The sequence below is a fragment of the Streptomyces sp. N50 genome (genome assembly GCF_033335955.1).
Taxonomy (GTDB): Bacteria; Actinomycetota; Actinomycetes; order Streptomycetales; family Streptomycetaceae; genus Streptomyces.
Genome location: NZ_CP137550.1, coordinates 612,639 through 626,023 on the forward strand (window position 1 = coordinate 612,639; position 13,385 = coordinate 626,023).

Annotated in this window: 15 protein-coding genes; 9 read left to right on the forward strand and 6 right to left on the reverse strand. The window is 69.3% G+C overall.

All coding sequences use genetic code 11. The annotated features are described in order from the left end of the window. Positions 1–4: 4 nt before the first annotated feature. Both R2B38_RS47275 and R2B38_RS47280 read right to left on the reverse strand, forming a co-directional pair. Positions 5–1,240, reverse strand: coding sequence for a 4-hydroxybenzoate 3-monooxygenase (locus tag R2B38_RS47275; RefSeq protein WP_318022381.1), 1,236 nt, complete (start codon positions 1,238–1,240; stop codon positions 5–7). Positions 1,241–1,286: 46 nt separating this feature from the next. Next, complete coding sequence (locus R2B38_RS47280; protein WP_318022382.1) at positions 1,287–1,709, reverse strand: hypothetical protein; 423 nt, start codon at positions 1,707–1,709, stop codon at positions 1,287–1,289. Between the two features lie 283 nt (positions 1,710–1,992). On the opposite strand from R2B38_RS47280, the gene R2B38_RS47285 reads away from it, so the two are divergent. The 4 genes from R2B38_RS47285 (at position 1,993) to R2B38_RS47300 (ending at position 5,225) form a co-directional block, all read left to right on the forward strand. Further along, a complete protein-coding gene (locus R2B38_RS47285) occupies positions 1,993–4,182 on the forward strand; it encodes an MMPL family transporter (protein WP_318022383.1) in 2,190 nt (729 codons plus the stop codon). A 16-nt stretch (positions 4,183–4,198) separates the two neighbouring features. After that, positions 4,199–4,348 carry a hypothetical protein gene (locus R2B38_RS47290; RefSeq protein WP_318022384.1) on the forward strand — a complete coding sequence of 50 codons (150 nt, stop codon included), beginning with the start codon at positions 4,199–4,201 and terminating at the stop codon, positions 4,346–4,348. A gap of 200 nt (positions 4,349–4,548) precedes the next feature. Beyond that, positions 4,549–4,806, forward strand: a complete 258-nt coding sequence (locus tag R2B38_RS47295; RefSeq protein WP_318022385.1) for a DUF5133 domain-containing protein — start codon at positions 4,549–4,551, stop codon at positions 4,804–4,806. Further along, complete coding sequence (locus R2B38_RS47300; protein WP_318022386.1) at positions 4,803–5,225, forward strand: SsgA family sporulation/cell division regulator; 423 nt, start codon at positions 4,803–4,805, stop codon at positions 5,223–5,225. The genes R2B38_RS47295 and R2B38_RS47300 overlap by 4 nt, the downstream gene beginning before the upstream one ends. Before the next feature lie 22 nt (positions 5,226–5,247). Here R2B38_RS47300 and R2B38_RS47305 read toward each other — a convergent pair whose 3' ends face one another. Both R2B38_RS47305 and R2B38_RS47310 read right to left on the reverse strand, forming a co-directional pair. Continuing rightward, positions 5,248–6,024 (reverse strand): maleylpyruvate isomerase family mycothiol-dependent enzyme, encoded by a 777-nt coding sequence (locus tag R2B38_RS47305; RefSeq protein ID WP_318022387.1) that lies wholly within the window; start codon positions 6,022–6,024, stop codon positions 5,248–5,250. Positions 6,025–6,109: 85 nt separating this feature from the next. Then, complete coding sequence (locus R2B38_RS47310) at positions 6,110–6,472, reverse strand: STAS domain-containing protein (protein WP_318022388.1); 363 nt, start codon at positions 6,470–6,472, stop codon at positions 6,110–6,112. Positions 6,473–6,656: 184 nt separating this feature from the next. On the opposite strand from R2B38_RS47310, the gene R2B38_RS47315 reads away from it, so the two are divergent. Continuing rightward, positions 6,657–7,136, forward strand: coding sequence for an ATP-binding protein (locus tag R2B38_RS47315; protein WP_318022389.1), 480 nt, complete (start codon positions 6,657–6,659; stop codon positions 7,134–7,136). Between the two features lie 30 nt (positions 7,137–7,166). On the opposite strand, the gene R2B38_RS47320 is transcribed toward R2B38_RS47315, so the two are convergent. Further along, on the reverse strand, positions 7,167–7,910 hold the full coding sequence (locus tag R2B38_RS47320) for a class I SAM-dependent methyltransferase (protein ID WP_318022390.1): 744 nt from the start codon (positions 7,908–7,910) through the stop codon (positions 7,167–7,169). Between the two features lie 175 nt (positions 7,911–8,085). Here R2B38_RS47320 and R2B38_RS47325 point away from each other — a divergent pair, with 175 nt between their 5' ends. Then, positions 8,086–9,162, forward strand: a complete 1,077-nt coding sequence (locus R2B38_RS47325; RefSeq protein WP_318022391.1) for a hypothetical protein — start codon at positions 8,086–8,088, stop codon at positions 9,160–9,162. 3 nt (positions 9,163–9,165) lie between these two features. Here R2B38_RS47325 and R2B38_RS47330 read toward each other — a convergent pair whose 3' ends face one another. Beyond that, positions 9,166–10,062 (reverse strand): alpha/beta hydrolase, encoded by an 897-nt coding sequence (locus tag R2B38_RS47330; RefSeq protein WP_318022392.1) that lies wholly within the window; start codon positions 10,060–10,062, stop codon positions 9,166–9,168. Between the two features lie 257 nt (positions 10,063–10,319). Between R2B38_RS47330 and R2B38_RS47335 the strand changes: the two genes are divergently transcribed. From R2B38_RS47335 to R2B38_RS47345, 3 genes are all read left to right on the forward strand, one after another. Next, positions 10,320–11,147, forward strand: a complete 828-nt coding sequence (locus tag R2B38_RS47335; RefSeq protein ID WP_033280987.1) for an alpha/beta fold hydrolase — start codon at positions 10,320–10,322, stop codon at positions 11,145–11,147. A gap of 116 nt (positions 11,148–11,263) precedes the next feature. Further along, positions 11,264–11,443, forward strand: a complete 180-nt coding sequence (locus tag R2B38_RS47340; RefSeq protein ID WP_318022393.1) for a hypothetical protein — start codon at positions 11,264–11,266, stop codon at positions 11,441–11,443. Positions 11,444–11,577: 134 nt separating this feature from the next. Then, complete coding sequence (locus tag R2B38_RS47345; protein WP_318022394.1) at positions 11,578–13,380, forward strand: thiamine pyrophosphate-requiring protein; 1,803 nt, start codon at positions 11,578–11,580, stop codon at positions 13,378–13,380. Positions 13,381–13,385: the final 5 nt, after the last annotated feature.

Sequence of the window (13,385 nt, forward strand, 5' to 3'; positions counted from 1 at the left end):
CGCCTCAACGCGGCTGCGGCCCGGCGCCCTCTCCGAAGTCCATGCCCGTCATGAGTTCGGAGAAGGCGCCGGCCGCGGCAGCGGACGTGAAGAGCCGGTCGAGCCGGGCGCGGGCCAAACTACGGTGAAAGGGACCGGAGTTGGTGGCATCACCGGCGTCGTGCAGCATCCGCGTCATCCAGTGCGAGAACTCCTGGTCGCTCCAGACGCGGCGCAGACACCGCTCCGAGTAGGTGCGCAGCGCGGTGTCGTCCTGGTCGCGGACGGCGTCCCGTACGGCCCGGGCGAAGAGGTCGGCGTCGTAGAGAGCGAGGTTCATCCCCTTGCCGCCCATCGGCGAGACGATGTGTGCCGCGTCGCCGACGAGGAAGAGACGGCCGTACTGCATCGGGTCGTGGACCAGGCTGCGGAGCCGGAAGATCTCGCGGTCGGTGATCGGGCCGGAGACGAGGGCCGGGTCGCCGAGCCGGGTGCGCAGCGCGTCCCAGACACGGGTGTCGGACCACGCGTCGGGACGGTCGTCCGGCGGGCACTGGAGGTAGTAGCGGCTGGCGTACGGGCCGCGCGGGAAGTGCGCGGCGAAGCCCTGCGGGCTGACGGCCAGGAGCGGGTGGGCGGGCGGCGGCGCGTCGGCCATGACCGTCAGCCAGCCGATCCCGTGATCGAAGGCGTACGGCGTGAGCGCTCCGTCGGGGACCGCGCCGCGGCTGACGCCGTGGTCGCCGTCGCAGCCCGCGACGAAGGAGCAGGTGATCGTACGGAGACCGCCGTCCGCCGTGCGGTAGCGGACGGTGGGATGGTCCCCGGTGAGGTCGTGCAGGGAGACGTCGGCGGCCTCGAAGCGCAGGTCTCCGCCGTCCTCCAGGTACGCGGCGGTGAGCTTCTGGACCAGCATCTGCTGGGGGCAGAGGCGGGCCGTAGGACCCTCGGAGCCGTCGTAGTCGTTCACGAGATGCGTCTCGCCGTCGACCCGGAGCTCCAGGATGCCGTCGTGCGGGACGCCGCCCAGGACGCGGTCGGCCAGGCCCCAGGAGTCGAACATGCGCACGGCGCGGGTCTCGACGATGCCGGCCCGCTGGCGCTGTGCCACGTACTCGCGGGTCCGCCGTTCCAGGACGACGCAGTCGATCCCGCCGCGCCGCAACAGGTTCGCGACAGTGAGTCCGGCCGGGCCCGCGCCGATCACCACCACGGTCGTCGATTCCGGCGGCTCGCTCAACTCCCGCACGCTGTCCGTCACTTGACCCACCTCCGGAATCACCCTACCGACGCGACCGACCGCCGGGTCACTTCACCTCGATCGTCACCTTCCAGGTCTCGACGAGCAGGGGGCAGAGGCTGCCGGGGTCGGGGACGCAGCGGCGTTGCGCGGTGACGGTGGCGGCGCCGGCGGATGCCGCGTGGAAGACGGCGGTGGCGTCTCCCGACGGGTACGTGGCGTCCGAAGCATGCCCGAGCACCGCGGAGTTGCCGGACTCCGGCGCGGTCCAGGTGTAGGTGAATCCGCGCCCACGGGTGTGGGTGAGCCGGATCTCGACATCACCGCCCGAACTCGCGGGCACCGTCCGGCCGTTGTCCGTGTTGGTGAGGACGACGCGTCCGGCCAGGTGTGCGCGCGGCGCCCGCCCCTGGGCGGTGGCCGATCCCGCGACGGTCACGAGGACCAGTCCCGCGGCTCCAAAAGCCGTGGACCACTTCGTTGCTCCCATGATTTCCTCTCCTCGCACCCGCCGGGTGGGCGGTCTCCGGAAGCGGCGAGCGTGCCGCCCAGCGGCACAACGTGGTGGAGGAGGGCGGGTCACAGACAACCACCCGTTCGTGCGGACCTGTGCCAAGACAATGCGTGTGTTATGAATCTTCACGCCTGACCGATATGACAAGACCACAGACAACCGTTCGACCGGCCCCACGGGTGAGGACCGGTCGGGGTCGCCGATGCCGGGGTCCGCTCCCCGGGCTGCGGTGATCTTCCTTCCCAGGAGGACCTCCCGCATGTTTCGACGTATAGGCACCGGGGTCGTCAGACATCCCGTCTGGACCATCGTGGCCTGGCTGATCGCCGCGGTGGCGATCGTCGCCACCGCGCCCGGCCTGCCCTCCAACAGTGACGAGAGCAGTTTCCTGCCCAAGAGTTACGAGTCCATCAAAGCGGCGGATCTGCAGGTGAAGGCGTTCCCCAGCGCCTTCACGCCGTCCGCGATCGCGCTGTACCAGCGCACCGACGGCGGCAAGCTGACCGCCGCCGACAAGAAGGATGTCTCCCGGATCACGACCGAGCTGGGCAAGAAGCACATCGACCAGGTGCAGAAGGTGGTCCCCGGCCCGCCGTCCAAGGACGGCAGGTACACCATGACCCTGGTTCAGATGGACAGCAAGAAGGCCGGTCAGCCGGTGCAGGCGGACGCCGCGAAGGTGTTGCGCGACGACGTCAAGCAGCTGGCCAAGGGCACGGACCTCGATGTGAAGCTGGGCGGTTCCGCCGCGCAGGCCCTCGACCAGCAGGACTCCTCGAAGCGCGGCGAGGCGCTGATCGGCATCGGGACCTTCCTCATCATCCTGGTGACCCTGCTGATCATCTTCCGGGCGCCGATCCTCGCGTTCCTTCCCCTGGTCCTGATCGGTGTGGTGGCGTCCATCGCCAACGGCCTGATCGCGTACGCCACAAAGCTGTTCGGTCTCCAGGCCAACAGTTCCGTCTCGTCGATCCTGATCGTCGTGCTGTTCGGCGTGGGCACGGACTACTTCCTGTTCCTGATGTTCCGGTACCGGGAACGGCTGCGGGCGGGTGACGAGCCGAAGCAGGCCATGGTCAACGCGGTCGCCCGGGTCGGCGAGGCCATCGCCTCGGCCGCCGGCGCGGTCATCATCGCGTTCCTCGCACTGGTGCTGTCCACGCTGGGCTTCCTCAAGCAGATGGGTCCGGCGCTGGCCATCTCGGTCACCGTCACCCTGATCGCGGGCCTGACCCTGATCCCGGCCGTGGTGTCGCTGATCGGGCCGAAGGTCTTCTGGCCCTCCAAGTCCTGGCAACAGGAGCCGCAGAACGCCCGGTTCGCCGCCCTCGGCCGCGGTGTGCAGCGCCGCCCCGCGCTGACGGCCGCGCTCTCCGGGCTCGTCCTCGTCGCGCTGTCGCTGGGCACCCTCGGCTACAAGGCCACCTTCGACCTGGCCTCGGGTTCCATGCCCAAGACCAAGGAGTCGATGGTCGTCCAGGACGAGATGCAGAAGGCGTACTCGGCGGGCGCCGCGGCCCCCACCGACGTCTACCTCTCCAGCACCGACGGCAAGCCGCTCGACAGGTCCGCCTTCACCGCCTACGCGGAGAAGCTCGGTGCCGTCGACGGTGTCGCGAACGCCCGGATGAGCCAGGTCAACAAGGACGGCACCACGGCGGACTTCACCGTCACGCTGAAGTACGAGGCGTCCACGGAGAAGGCGATCGACGCCGTGGGCCGGGTGCGGGACGTCGCGCACTCCTCGGCGCCCGACGGCACCGAGGCGCTGGTCGGCGGCATGTCCTCGATCTACAAGGACATCAACGCGGCGGTCAACCACGACTACCGGACCGTGTTCCCCGTCGCCGCCCTGCTGATCATGCTGATCCTGGGACTGCTCCTGCGCAGTGTGGTCGCACCGTGGTACCTCATCGCCTCGGTGGGACTCGGCTTCGGCGCGACTCTCGGCGCGACCGTCTGGATCTTCCAGGACGCTCAGGGACACCCGGGGCTGATGTTCATGCTCCCGGTGATCATGTATCTCTTCGTGGTCGCCATCGGCACGGACTACAACATCCTCATGATCGCCCGGCTCCGCGAGGAGGCCCGCGAGGGCCGCGATCCGCGCGAGGCGGCGAGCATGGCGCTACGGCACGCGGGACCGACCGTGGCCGCGGCCGGTTTCATCCTCGCGGCGACCTTCGCCACGATGATGCTGGCCGGCAACGCGTTGCTCACGGAGATGGGTTTCGCGGTCTCCTTCGGCATCGCCGTCGCCGCCTTCGTCATGGCGATGTTCTTCACGCCGAGCCTCACCGCCCTGATCGGCCACGCCGCCTGGTGGCCGGGCCACGCCGACCGCGCCCAGGAAACCCCGGGCAGCACCGGTTCCGACACCTCCGGGCCGGCCTCCGGCACAGGGGACCAGGACTCGGTCAGCCACGGTCAGGCAGGCCGTCGCAACTAGCAACTAGCAACTAGCAATGATGCGGGACCTGTTCGCCGATCTCTACGACCGGCCGGCAGGCCCCGCACCCACATCAGCCGTCAGCGTGTGGGCGCTCACGACACCCTGGCCGTACATCAGGGCGGTGGCGAGCGTGCGTCTCGGCCCGGTCCCCGAACCCGCCTGAACTTCCGGACGGGGCAAGGCACATCGCGCGGGCAGGTATCCGTTTCGGACCCTACGGACGGGGCACAAGCGTGCGCAGTCCAGTGCTTCGGCAAGCAGGCACGCTTTCTTCCCGTGCGAGGAGTGTCATCGTGCCCTTTCCCTCTTGTCGCGACCGCGTGTCGACGAGTCCGGGTTCCGCCGAGAACGTGGAGGCCTGACGTGATCGTGCCGAACCCGGCAGTACTGCAACAGGCGGTCGACCGTTATCTGGCGCTCGCGGCCGACGCGGACATGGCCGTCGCCGTCCCCCTCCAGAACGCCGCTTACACCCTGTGCGTGCTGACCGGCACCCGCACGGTGGAGGAGGCCATGGCGGCCGTACGCCTCCTGGACTCCCCCGGTGCCTCACACGGGCGGCGGACGTTCAGCGCCTCCTCGGGCGAAAGCGCGCCCGGGGAAAGGGAGTTGGTGTCGTGACGGAGCGCACGGGCGGTGTTCCGCTGCGGGTCGGCACGACCGGGTTCGTGGCGCTGGCGGACGACGAAGGAGCCATCGTCGCGGCGGAGTTGGTGTACCGGCCGGACGACTGTCTGGCGGTGCGCCTGGTGCTGCTCGGGCCCGACGGTATGGAGGTCACCTGGACCTTCGCCTGGGAACTGCTCGCGCTGGGGCTGATGTTCCCGGCGGGCGACGGGGACATCACCGTACGACCCGCGCCGGGGCCGCTCGCGGGCGTCGAGGTGATCCTCGTGTCACCGTCCGGCGCGCGCGTGTGGCTGCCCGCGGAGAAGGCAGCGAACTTTGTACGGAGGGTGCGGAAAAGAGTCGGTCGCGACGTCAGCGGTATAGCCCCGGCGCTCGACCTCGAACTGGCCGCGATCACGAGCGGGGCGTAGGAGGCGCCCCGCTCGTGACGGCCTACGCGCTCGGGTCCCAGGCCAGGAGCAGGTCGAAGAGACGCGGGTCGCCGTCCGCCTTCAGGGAGTTGACCGGGATCCGGGCGTACAGGGCCAGGACCAGCTCACCGGCCGTGCCCTGGAGGGTGGCGCCGGCCGCGTCCTGTCCGGTCCCGGTGGCAGGCACGGGGAGTTCGGTGGCCCGGGCGCCGTCGGCGGAGAGCGCGAGGCGCCAGGAACGGCCCTCCGTGGCGTGGTACTCGACGGCGGCGGGCTCGTGCGGCCAGGGGTCCGTGCCGGCGCAGCAGGTGGACAGGAACTCGTCGACGCCGTCGAGTGCCGCCTCGTCCGGCAGCGGCCGCGGGGCACCGAGGGTGATCTGGGCGTCGTAGGCGTGCACCATGGCCTCCTGGACCTGGTGCCGGGCCACGGCGCCGGAGGTCTGCGGGGACTGCGAATCGCCCCACCAGGTCCAGCAGCCGCGATCCGGGCCGAACTCCCGCAGCGAACCCAGGAGTTGCTCCGTGGACTCGGCCGACCAGGCCAGCAGCGCGGCGCGCTCCTGGGGCGCCTCCGAGACAGTCACGTCGGGGCGGGCGTCGGCGGGCCCGGCGGCGACGATTGCGGCCCAGCTGCGCTGTACCCCGCCCAAGTGCTCCACGAGGTCGCGCAGCGTCCACTCCGGGCAGGTCGGCACCTGTGCGTCGAGGCTCGGCGCGGAGGCGACGGCGGCCCGGAACGCGACCGACCGTTCGTCGATCAGCCGCAGCAGGACGGGGAACTCCAGGATCTCTGTCACCCGGAGTGCCTATCACCGAGTCCTGACAACCCGCCAGCGGATTTCACGGCAGCCCCGACACTCAGCACGCTCTCCCCACCAACCGTCAGCTTTCCAGGGCCTGTTGGACCGTCGGGTGGCAGCCGATGAATCCGTCGATGCCGACGAGCTGGATGATGCGCAGCACGGGTGGGGCGGCCCCGGCGAGCCGCAGCCAACCGCCCGCTTCGGCGAGAGTGGTCTGCACGGCGATGAGAATGTTGATGCCGCTGGAGTCCATGAAGGAGACCTCGCGCAGGTCGATGACAACGCGCGGTGCGGCGCCCTCCGGCAGCTCCAGCACCTCCCTCAGTGAGCCGCCCGTCTCCTGGTCGATCTCTCCGGCAACAGCCACGACCAAGGTGCCGTCGACGACGTCGGTCCTGACCGACAACCGCCCCGGCTGCCCCGCGTGTTCGGTGTCCACCATCTGTCCTCATACACAAGTCGGTGAGCGCTACGGATCAGGAATTTCATCCGAAGTGCTGCCCCGCATCGTACGGTTGATGCTTGTGTCCGGTGGAGCTCTCCGCTGGACCCGGCGGAGATCGACGGAGTGCGCGTTGCTTCACGGGGTATGCGCCGGGCACGCGGAAGGCGGTGAAACGATCCGGATGGAACCAGATTCATCGGAGGACGACGACGCGGCGCCGCAGGCCCGGGCCCTGCGGTCGACCGTGGCGCTGGACGGGGACGGCTCCTGCATCGCCGAAGCCCGTCGGCTGGCCGCCGCGTTCCTCACCCGGGCCCAGACCGAATACGGGCTGCCGGTGTCGGCCCGTGCCATGGATCTCACACAGCTGGTCGTCAGCGAGTTGGTCACCAACGCCCGTAAGTACGCGCCCGGACCGGTGCTGATGGATCTGCGGATCGTCGATTCCCTGGTCGAGGTGGAGGTGTGGGACTCCGACCCGGTGCTCCCGGTCGCCCGTGCCGCCGACGCCCAACGGGTGGGGCAGCACGGCCTGGAGATCGTACGGGCCGTGGCGTGGGGCTTCGAGGCACAGCGCGAACCCGTCGGCAAGCGCATCACCGCCCGTATCCCTCTGACGGACGCCCCGGACGGCGCGGCGGGTGGGGCACAAGTGCCGTAAGTACCCCTTCGCACCGCCCAGTTGAGGCGGCTACGGCGTCGGCGGCACGCGGTAGACGGAGACGTGGTCGCGCGACTCGGCGGTGAACTCGCCGCCGGACCAGTCCTCATGCCTGCTCTCCAGCTCGAACCCGGCCAGCTGGGCCATGAGATCGAGTTCGGCCGGCCAGATGTAACGGTGCGGGCTGCGGTACAGCCGCGCCTGCTCGGTCCCGTCGATCCGGAAGTGGTGCGACACGGCGTGCTGCCGCAGGACGTCGTAGGTGTCCAGGCCGATGTAGTCGGAGTCGGTCCGCCAGACTGTGGCCTGCCGCCCCGGCGGAAGTGTGCGCAACTCCGGTACCCAGAGCTCGATCACGAACCGTCCGCCGGGCGTGAGATGCCGGGCGGCGTTGCGGAAGCACTCGACCTGCTCGGCCTGGGTGAGCAGGTTCGAGATCGTGTTGTAGACGAGATAGACGAGGCTGTACGTCCCGGGCGCGACGGTGGTCGCCATGTCCCCGATGACGACCGGGATCGTCGCCTCGTCGGCCTTGGCGCGCAGTCGCTCCACCATCGGCTCCGACAACTCGATCCCGGTGACCGGCACTCCACGCTCGGCGAGCGGCACGGCGACCCGCCCGGTCCCGATGGCGAACTCCAGCGCGGCCCCGTCGCCGGCGAGATGCGCGAGGCGGTCCACGACCGGCCCCAGCGTGCCGGGCGCGAACATGCCGGTACCGGGCGTGTCATAGCGCTGGGCGGCGTCGGCGTCCCAAAGCGTCTCCTGTCCCATTCCGACAACGCTGGCTGCCGACCGAGGCGTTGTCCAACGAATTTCCCCACCGCGGGTCAACTCGGGTGCCTGGGTGGCACCCCGGGTGCCCGTCCGCAACTACCTTGCTTGCCCCGCGAGTTGAGGGGCGCCCCCGTCGGCACCCGCAGCAATACCCCCTTGCATACTGACGCCCATGCGGACAACGGAGGACACACTCAAACGCGCGTGGCAGACCATAGCGGCGGGCTCCGACCTGCTCGACGACGCCATGTTCCCGCCCACCGGCACATCGCGGGACCAGTACATGCAGCGGGTGAGCCACGCCGGTGACCTCTTCCTCGTGGTGGACGAGGACGGCACCGTGCGCGGTCACCGCGGCTTGGGCCGGGAGGACTTCGCCACCCGGAACCATGACCAGGTGCTGTACTTCGTCGCGGAGCAGGCGGTCCATGATCTCGCCGAACACATCGTGGCCCACTCCCCCGGCCGCGGGCCCGCCGTCAATCTGGTCAGCGGCCAGGCCGATTTGCTGGACCGGATCAACCCCGCGTGGGGAAGCAGGTACCGCGACGGCGGGATGAACGACCTGGACGGTACGCGGACGGACGGGCCGTGCGGACGTGACCCGCTGGAGCGCTTCGCCTGGGTCGCCCGCGAATGGCGCGACCAGGACCCCTACACCGTCCTCACCTTCTTCCGCGGCGAGAACGTCAGCGCCGAACAGATCGCCCTGCTCCACGGAGCCGACCCGGATCAAGTCGCCACCGGGACACGCCTGTTGGACCTGCGCGACAGGGACGACCCCGGCCGCGACCACTGGGAGACCGCCTGGGAGACCGTCTGCTTCGGGGAGGCGGGCGGATGGGCGTTCCTGCTGTACAACGACACACCGGACGGCGTTCAGGCCGACAGCGCGGCTCTCGCCCGACTCGGAGTCACGGAGACCGTGCAGTTGACCGCCACCTCCGCGAAGGCCATCTACACCTTCGACTACGTACGCGACGGCCGCCGCGTCGACGACGACCGGGGCGTGCTGGAGTTGATCTGGTACAAGCGGGGCCGAGCCCCCTACTACCGGGGCGGCCAACTCGACTTCCTCAACCGGGCGTTGCGCCACGCCGAACTGGACCATCCCGAGCTGTTCCACGACTTCGAGCTGTACTTCCACGCCCTGGAGGTCTCACTCGGCCTGCAACTCCCCCGGCAGGGCATCAAGGAGGGAACGGTCCGGGCCGCGCAGTGGGCACGCGACGACGCGGACCGGGGTTGACGCTCAGGCTGTCACCGTCTCCACGTGGTGCACGAACTCGCCGATGTGGTCGGCGAGTTCGGGCCACAGCTCCTGCGGAAGGCTGTGGCCCATTCCCTCCAGGATCACCAGGTCGGCGCCGGGGACGGCGGCGGCCGTGGCGCGACCGCCGCTGACGTCGCACACGATGTCGTCGGCGCCGTGCACCACCAGCGTGGGCACCCGCAGCGACCGCAGCCGTTCGGTACGGTCGCCCGTGGCCACCACCGCGAGGCCCTGACGCTGGATGCCGAGGGCGTCGTAGCCCCGGTCGAAGACGCGCCCGGCCCGCTCGGCCGCGGCGGTCGCGTCGAACGGGAAGCCCGGGGACGCGGCGAGCCTCAGGGCGCGCACCTGCCACTGGACGAACGCCTCCCGGTCCTGCGGCGGTGCTCCCAGTCCGGCGAAGACGGAGAAGTCGGCCTCCCCGACGCCGGGCTCGCCGGTCGTGGACATCATCGAGGTGAGCGAGCGGGTCCGCTCCGGGTACTCGATCGCGATCATCTGGGCGATCATCCCGCCCATCGAAGAGCCGACGAGGTGCGCCCCGGTGAGGCCGAGGGCGTCGAGCAGGCCCACGGTGTCGGCCGCCAGGTCGGAGAGCGTGTAGGACGCCGTGGAGAGGTCGCCGGCCAGGGCGGCCGCGAAGTCCGGTACGGGTGCCTCGGGGAAGTGGGTCGAGCGGCCGGCGTCGCGGGTGTCGAAGCGGATCACGTGCAGACCCCGGTCGGTCAGTGCCTGGCAGAATCCCTCCGGCCAATTGATCAGCTGGGCGCCCGCTCCCATGATCAGCAGGACCGGCGGCGCCCCGGGGTCACCGAAACGTTCGTAGGCGATCTCGATTCCGGACGGGCCGACGTTCCGTGCTGTCAGTTCTGGCATGGCCGAAACGGTAGCCATCGCACGGGCGCGAGAGATCGAACCACGGTCTGACGTTTTTCGCCCCACCCCCGGGTTACGGTGGAAGCGGCCGGGAATGCGCTCGACACGCGGAAGTGCCTGGCCTCCCCTAAAGTGTTGTGGTCGACGTGCTCATTCCGGTCGCCTCTCGCCGCTGACCCTTCGCCGTCGTCGAATCTCCGTATGACGTACTCAAATGACGCACTCAATCAGTTCGATCATTTCGAGAGGAACACACCATGCCTTTCGCCACCAGTTCGGACGGCACGCAGATCTTCTACAAGGACTGGGGATCGGGTCAGCCGGTCGTCTTCTCCCACGGCTGGCCGCTGACCGCCGACGCGTGGGATCCCCAGCTGAAGGTGATGGCCGACAACGGCTTCCGTGCCGTGGCCCACGACCGGCGTGGAGGGGGGCGTTCCGGTCAGCCCTGGGACGGCAACAACCTCGACACGTACGCCGACGATCTCGCGTCGGTCATCGAAGCCCTGGATCTCCGTGACGTGATCCTGGTCGGGCACTCGACCGGCGGCGGCGAGGTCACCCGCTACCTCGGCCGGCACGGCTCAGGCCGGGTCGCCAAGGCCGTCCTGCTCGGCGCGATCCCGCCGCTCATGCTCAAGACGGACGCGAACCCGGAAGGGCTGCCGATCGACGTCTTCGACGACATCCGCAAGGGCGTGGAGACGGACCGCTCACAGTTCTACAAAGATCTCAGTGCCGCGTTCTACGGCGCCAACCGGGACGACTCGACCGTCACCCAGGGAACCCGTGACGAGTTCTGGCTCTGGAGCATGACCGTGGGGATCAAGGGCGCTTATGACTGCGTCAAGGCATTCTCCGAGACCGATCTCACCGAGGACCTCAAGAAGATCGACGTCCCGACATTGATCGTGCACGGCGACGACGACCAGATCGTTCCGATCGTGGCCTCCGGCGACAAATCGTCGAAGCTCGTCAAGGACGCGATCTACAAAGTCTACCCGGGCGCTCCGCACGGCCTGGCGATGGTGCCGAAATTCGCCGAGCGGTTCAACGCCGATCTCCTGGAATTCGCCCGGAGTTGATCGCACGGTCCTGGTGCCGGGTCGGCCCGGCGGAGTTTGAGTCCGTGCCCGGCGGGGACCCGAACGGTTGGCTCAAGGGACCGCACATTCCACACAGAGAGAGAAGTTGAAGCGCCGTGACCGCGCGCACCGCGAAGAAGGAAGACCTGCAACTGCCGCCCGAGACCGGTTGGGCGAAGGCCCGTCGCCGCAGCGGGAAGGCCGTACGCACCTGTATCCCGCCCGTCGACGACAACAGCGTGACACCGCCTCCGCAGACACTCACCGAGGGCAACATCGTCAGAGGAGACGACTGACGAGTCGGAGATACAGGGGCCGGACAACGGGCCGGAGGCCGAGGCTTCCGGCCCGCGGCATGTCGTGGCGGCGACTTCCGGGGTACCCGTAGGCCCGTACCGGACGGACATCCCCCACCGGAAGGACCCCGCCCATGACCACCAAGGTCTCCGACCACCTCCTTGAGCGCTTGCGCGAGTGGGACGTCACCCATGTCTTCGCCTACCCGGGCGACGGCATCAACGGCCTCCTCGCCGCCTGGGGCCGCGCGGAGGACAACCCCCGCTTCATCCAGGCACGGCACGAGGAGATGTCCGCTCTGGAGGCCGTCGGCTACGCCAAGTTCTCCGGCAAGGTCGGTGTCTGCGTGGCCACTTCCGGGCCCGGCGCCATCCATCTCCTCAACGGCCTCTACGACGCGAAGCTCGACCACGTCCCCGTCGTCGCGATCGTCGGGCAGACCAACCGCAGTGCCATGGGCGGCAGTTACCAGCAGGAGGTCGATCTGCTGAGCCTGTACAAGGACGTGGCCTCCGACTTCTGCGAGATGGTCACCGTCCCGGAGCAACTGCCCAACGTCATCGACCGCGCCATGCGCACCGCCATGGCGCGCCGCTCGGTGACCGCGGTGATCATCCCGCTGGACGTCCAGGAACTCGACTACGCGCCGCCCGAGCACGCCTTCAAGATGGTGCCCTCCAGTCTGGGCATGCCGCACTCCACGGTGGTGCCGGACGACGACGATCTGCGGCGGGCCGCCGATGTGCTCAACTCCGGTGGAAAGACGGCCATTTTGATCGGGCAGGGTGCGCGAGGTGCCCGTGCGGAGGTGAAGGCGGTCGCCGACCGGCTCGGTGCCGGGGTCGCCAAAGCCCTGCTGGGCAAGGACGCGTTGGACGACGACCTGCCCTATGTCACCGGCGCCATCGGGTTGTTGGGCACCAAAGCGTCGTACGAGATGATGCGCGAGTGCGACTCGCTGCTGGTGATCGGCTCGTCGTTCCCCTACGCGCAGTTCCTGCCGAAGTTCGGGAAGGCGCGGGGCGTGCAGATCGACATCGATCCGCACATGGTGGGGCTGCGCTATCCCTTCGAGGTGAATCTCGTCGGTGACGCCGGGGCGACGCTGCGCCGGCTGCTGCCGTTGCTGGAGCAGATGGACGACCCGTCGTGGCGGGTCAAGATCGAGGCCAACGTGGCCCGTTGGTGGGAGGTCATGGAACGGCGGGCCGCCGTCGAGGCCGATCCGGTCAACCCCGAGTACGTCGTGCACGCGCTCAACGGGCTGCTCCCGGACGATGTGATCCTGTCCTCCGACTCCGGTTCGGCCGCCAACTGGTATGCCAGGCACCTGAAGTTGAGCGGTGCGATGCGGGGTTCGCTGTCGGGGACGCTCGCCACGATGGGTGCGGGGGTGCCGTATGCCATCGGTGCGAAGTTCGCGCACGGTGACCGGCCGGCCATCGCGCTCGTCGGGGACGGGGCGATGCAGATGAACGGCATGGCCGAGCTGGTCACCGTCGCCAAGTACTGGCAGGAGTGGGCGGATCCGCGGCTGATCGTCGCCGTACTGAACAACCGGGATCTGAATCAAGTGACTTGGGAGATGCGGGCCATGGAGGGAGCCCCGCAGTTCCTGCCCTCGCAGTCGATCCCGGACGTCGCCTACGCCGACTTCGCCCGCTCCCTGGGGCTGACCGGCATCCGGGTGGAGAAGCCGGACGAGGTGACCGGCGCCTGGGAGAGCGCGCTCGCGGCCGACCGGCCGTGCGTGCTGGACTTCGTGACCGACCCCGCCGTACCGCCGCTCCCGCCGCACTCGACCCTGGAGCAGATCGAGGCCGCCGCGTCCTCCGTCCTCAAGGGCGACAGCGATGGCACCGCCATGGTCAGGCAGGGGTTCAAGGCGAGGATCCAGGATCTGCTGCCCGGCGGACGGCACTCGGGCCATTCGTGACGTAT

Coding starts and splice junctions, on each gene's coding strand:
- R2B38_RS47280 (WP_318022382.1), bottom strand. CDS start 1,709: ATGGGAGCAACGAAGTGGTCCACGGCTTTTGGAGCCGCGGGACTGGTC.
- R2B38_RS47285 (WP_318022383.1), top strand. CDS start 1,993: ATGTTTCGACGTATAGGCACCGGGGTCGTCAGACATCCCGTCTGGACC.
- R2B38_RS47290 (WP_318022384.1), top strand. CDS start 4,199: ATGATGCGGGACCTGTTCGCCGATCTCTACGACCGGCCGGCAGGCCCC.
- R2B38_RS47310 (WP_318022388.1), bottom strand. CDS start 6,472: ATGGTGGACACCGAACACGCGGGGCAGCCGGGGCGGTTGTCGGTCAGG.
- R2B38_RS47315 (WP_318022389.1), top strand. CDS start 6,657: ATGGAACCAGATTCATCGGAGGACGACGACGCGGCGCCGCAGGCCCGG.
- R2B38_RS47320 (WP_318022390.1), bottom strand. CDS start 7,910: ATGGGACAGGAGACGCTTTGGGACGCCGACGCCGCCCAGCGCTATGAC.
- R2B38_RS47325 (WP_318022391.1), top strand. CDS start 8,086: ATGCGGACAACGGAGGACACACTCAAACGCGCGTGGCAGACCATAGCG.
- R2B38_RS47330 (WP_318022392.1), bottom strand. CDS start 10,062: ATGCCAGAACTGACAGCACGGAACGTCGGCCCGTCCGGAATCGAGATC.
- R2B38_RS47335 (WP_033280987.1), top strand. CDS start 10,320: ATGCCTTTCGCCACCAGTTCGGACGGCACGCAGATCTTCTACAAGGAC.
- R2B38_RS47345 (WP_318022394.1), top strand. CDS start 11,578: ATGACCACCAAGGTCTCCGACCACCTCCTTGAGCGCTTGCGCGAGTGG.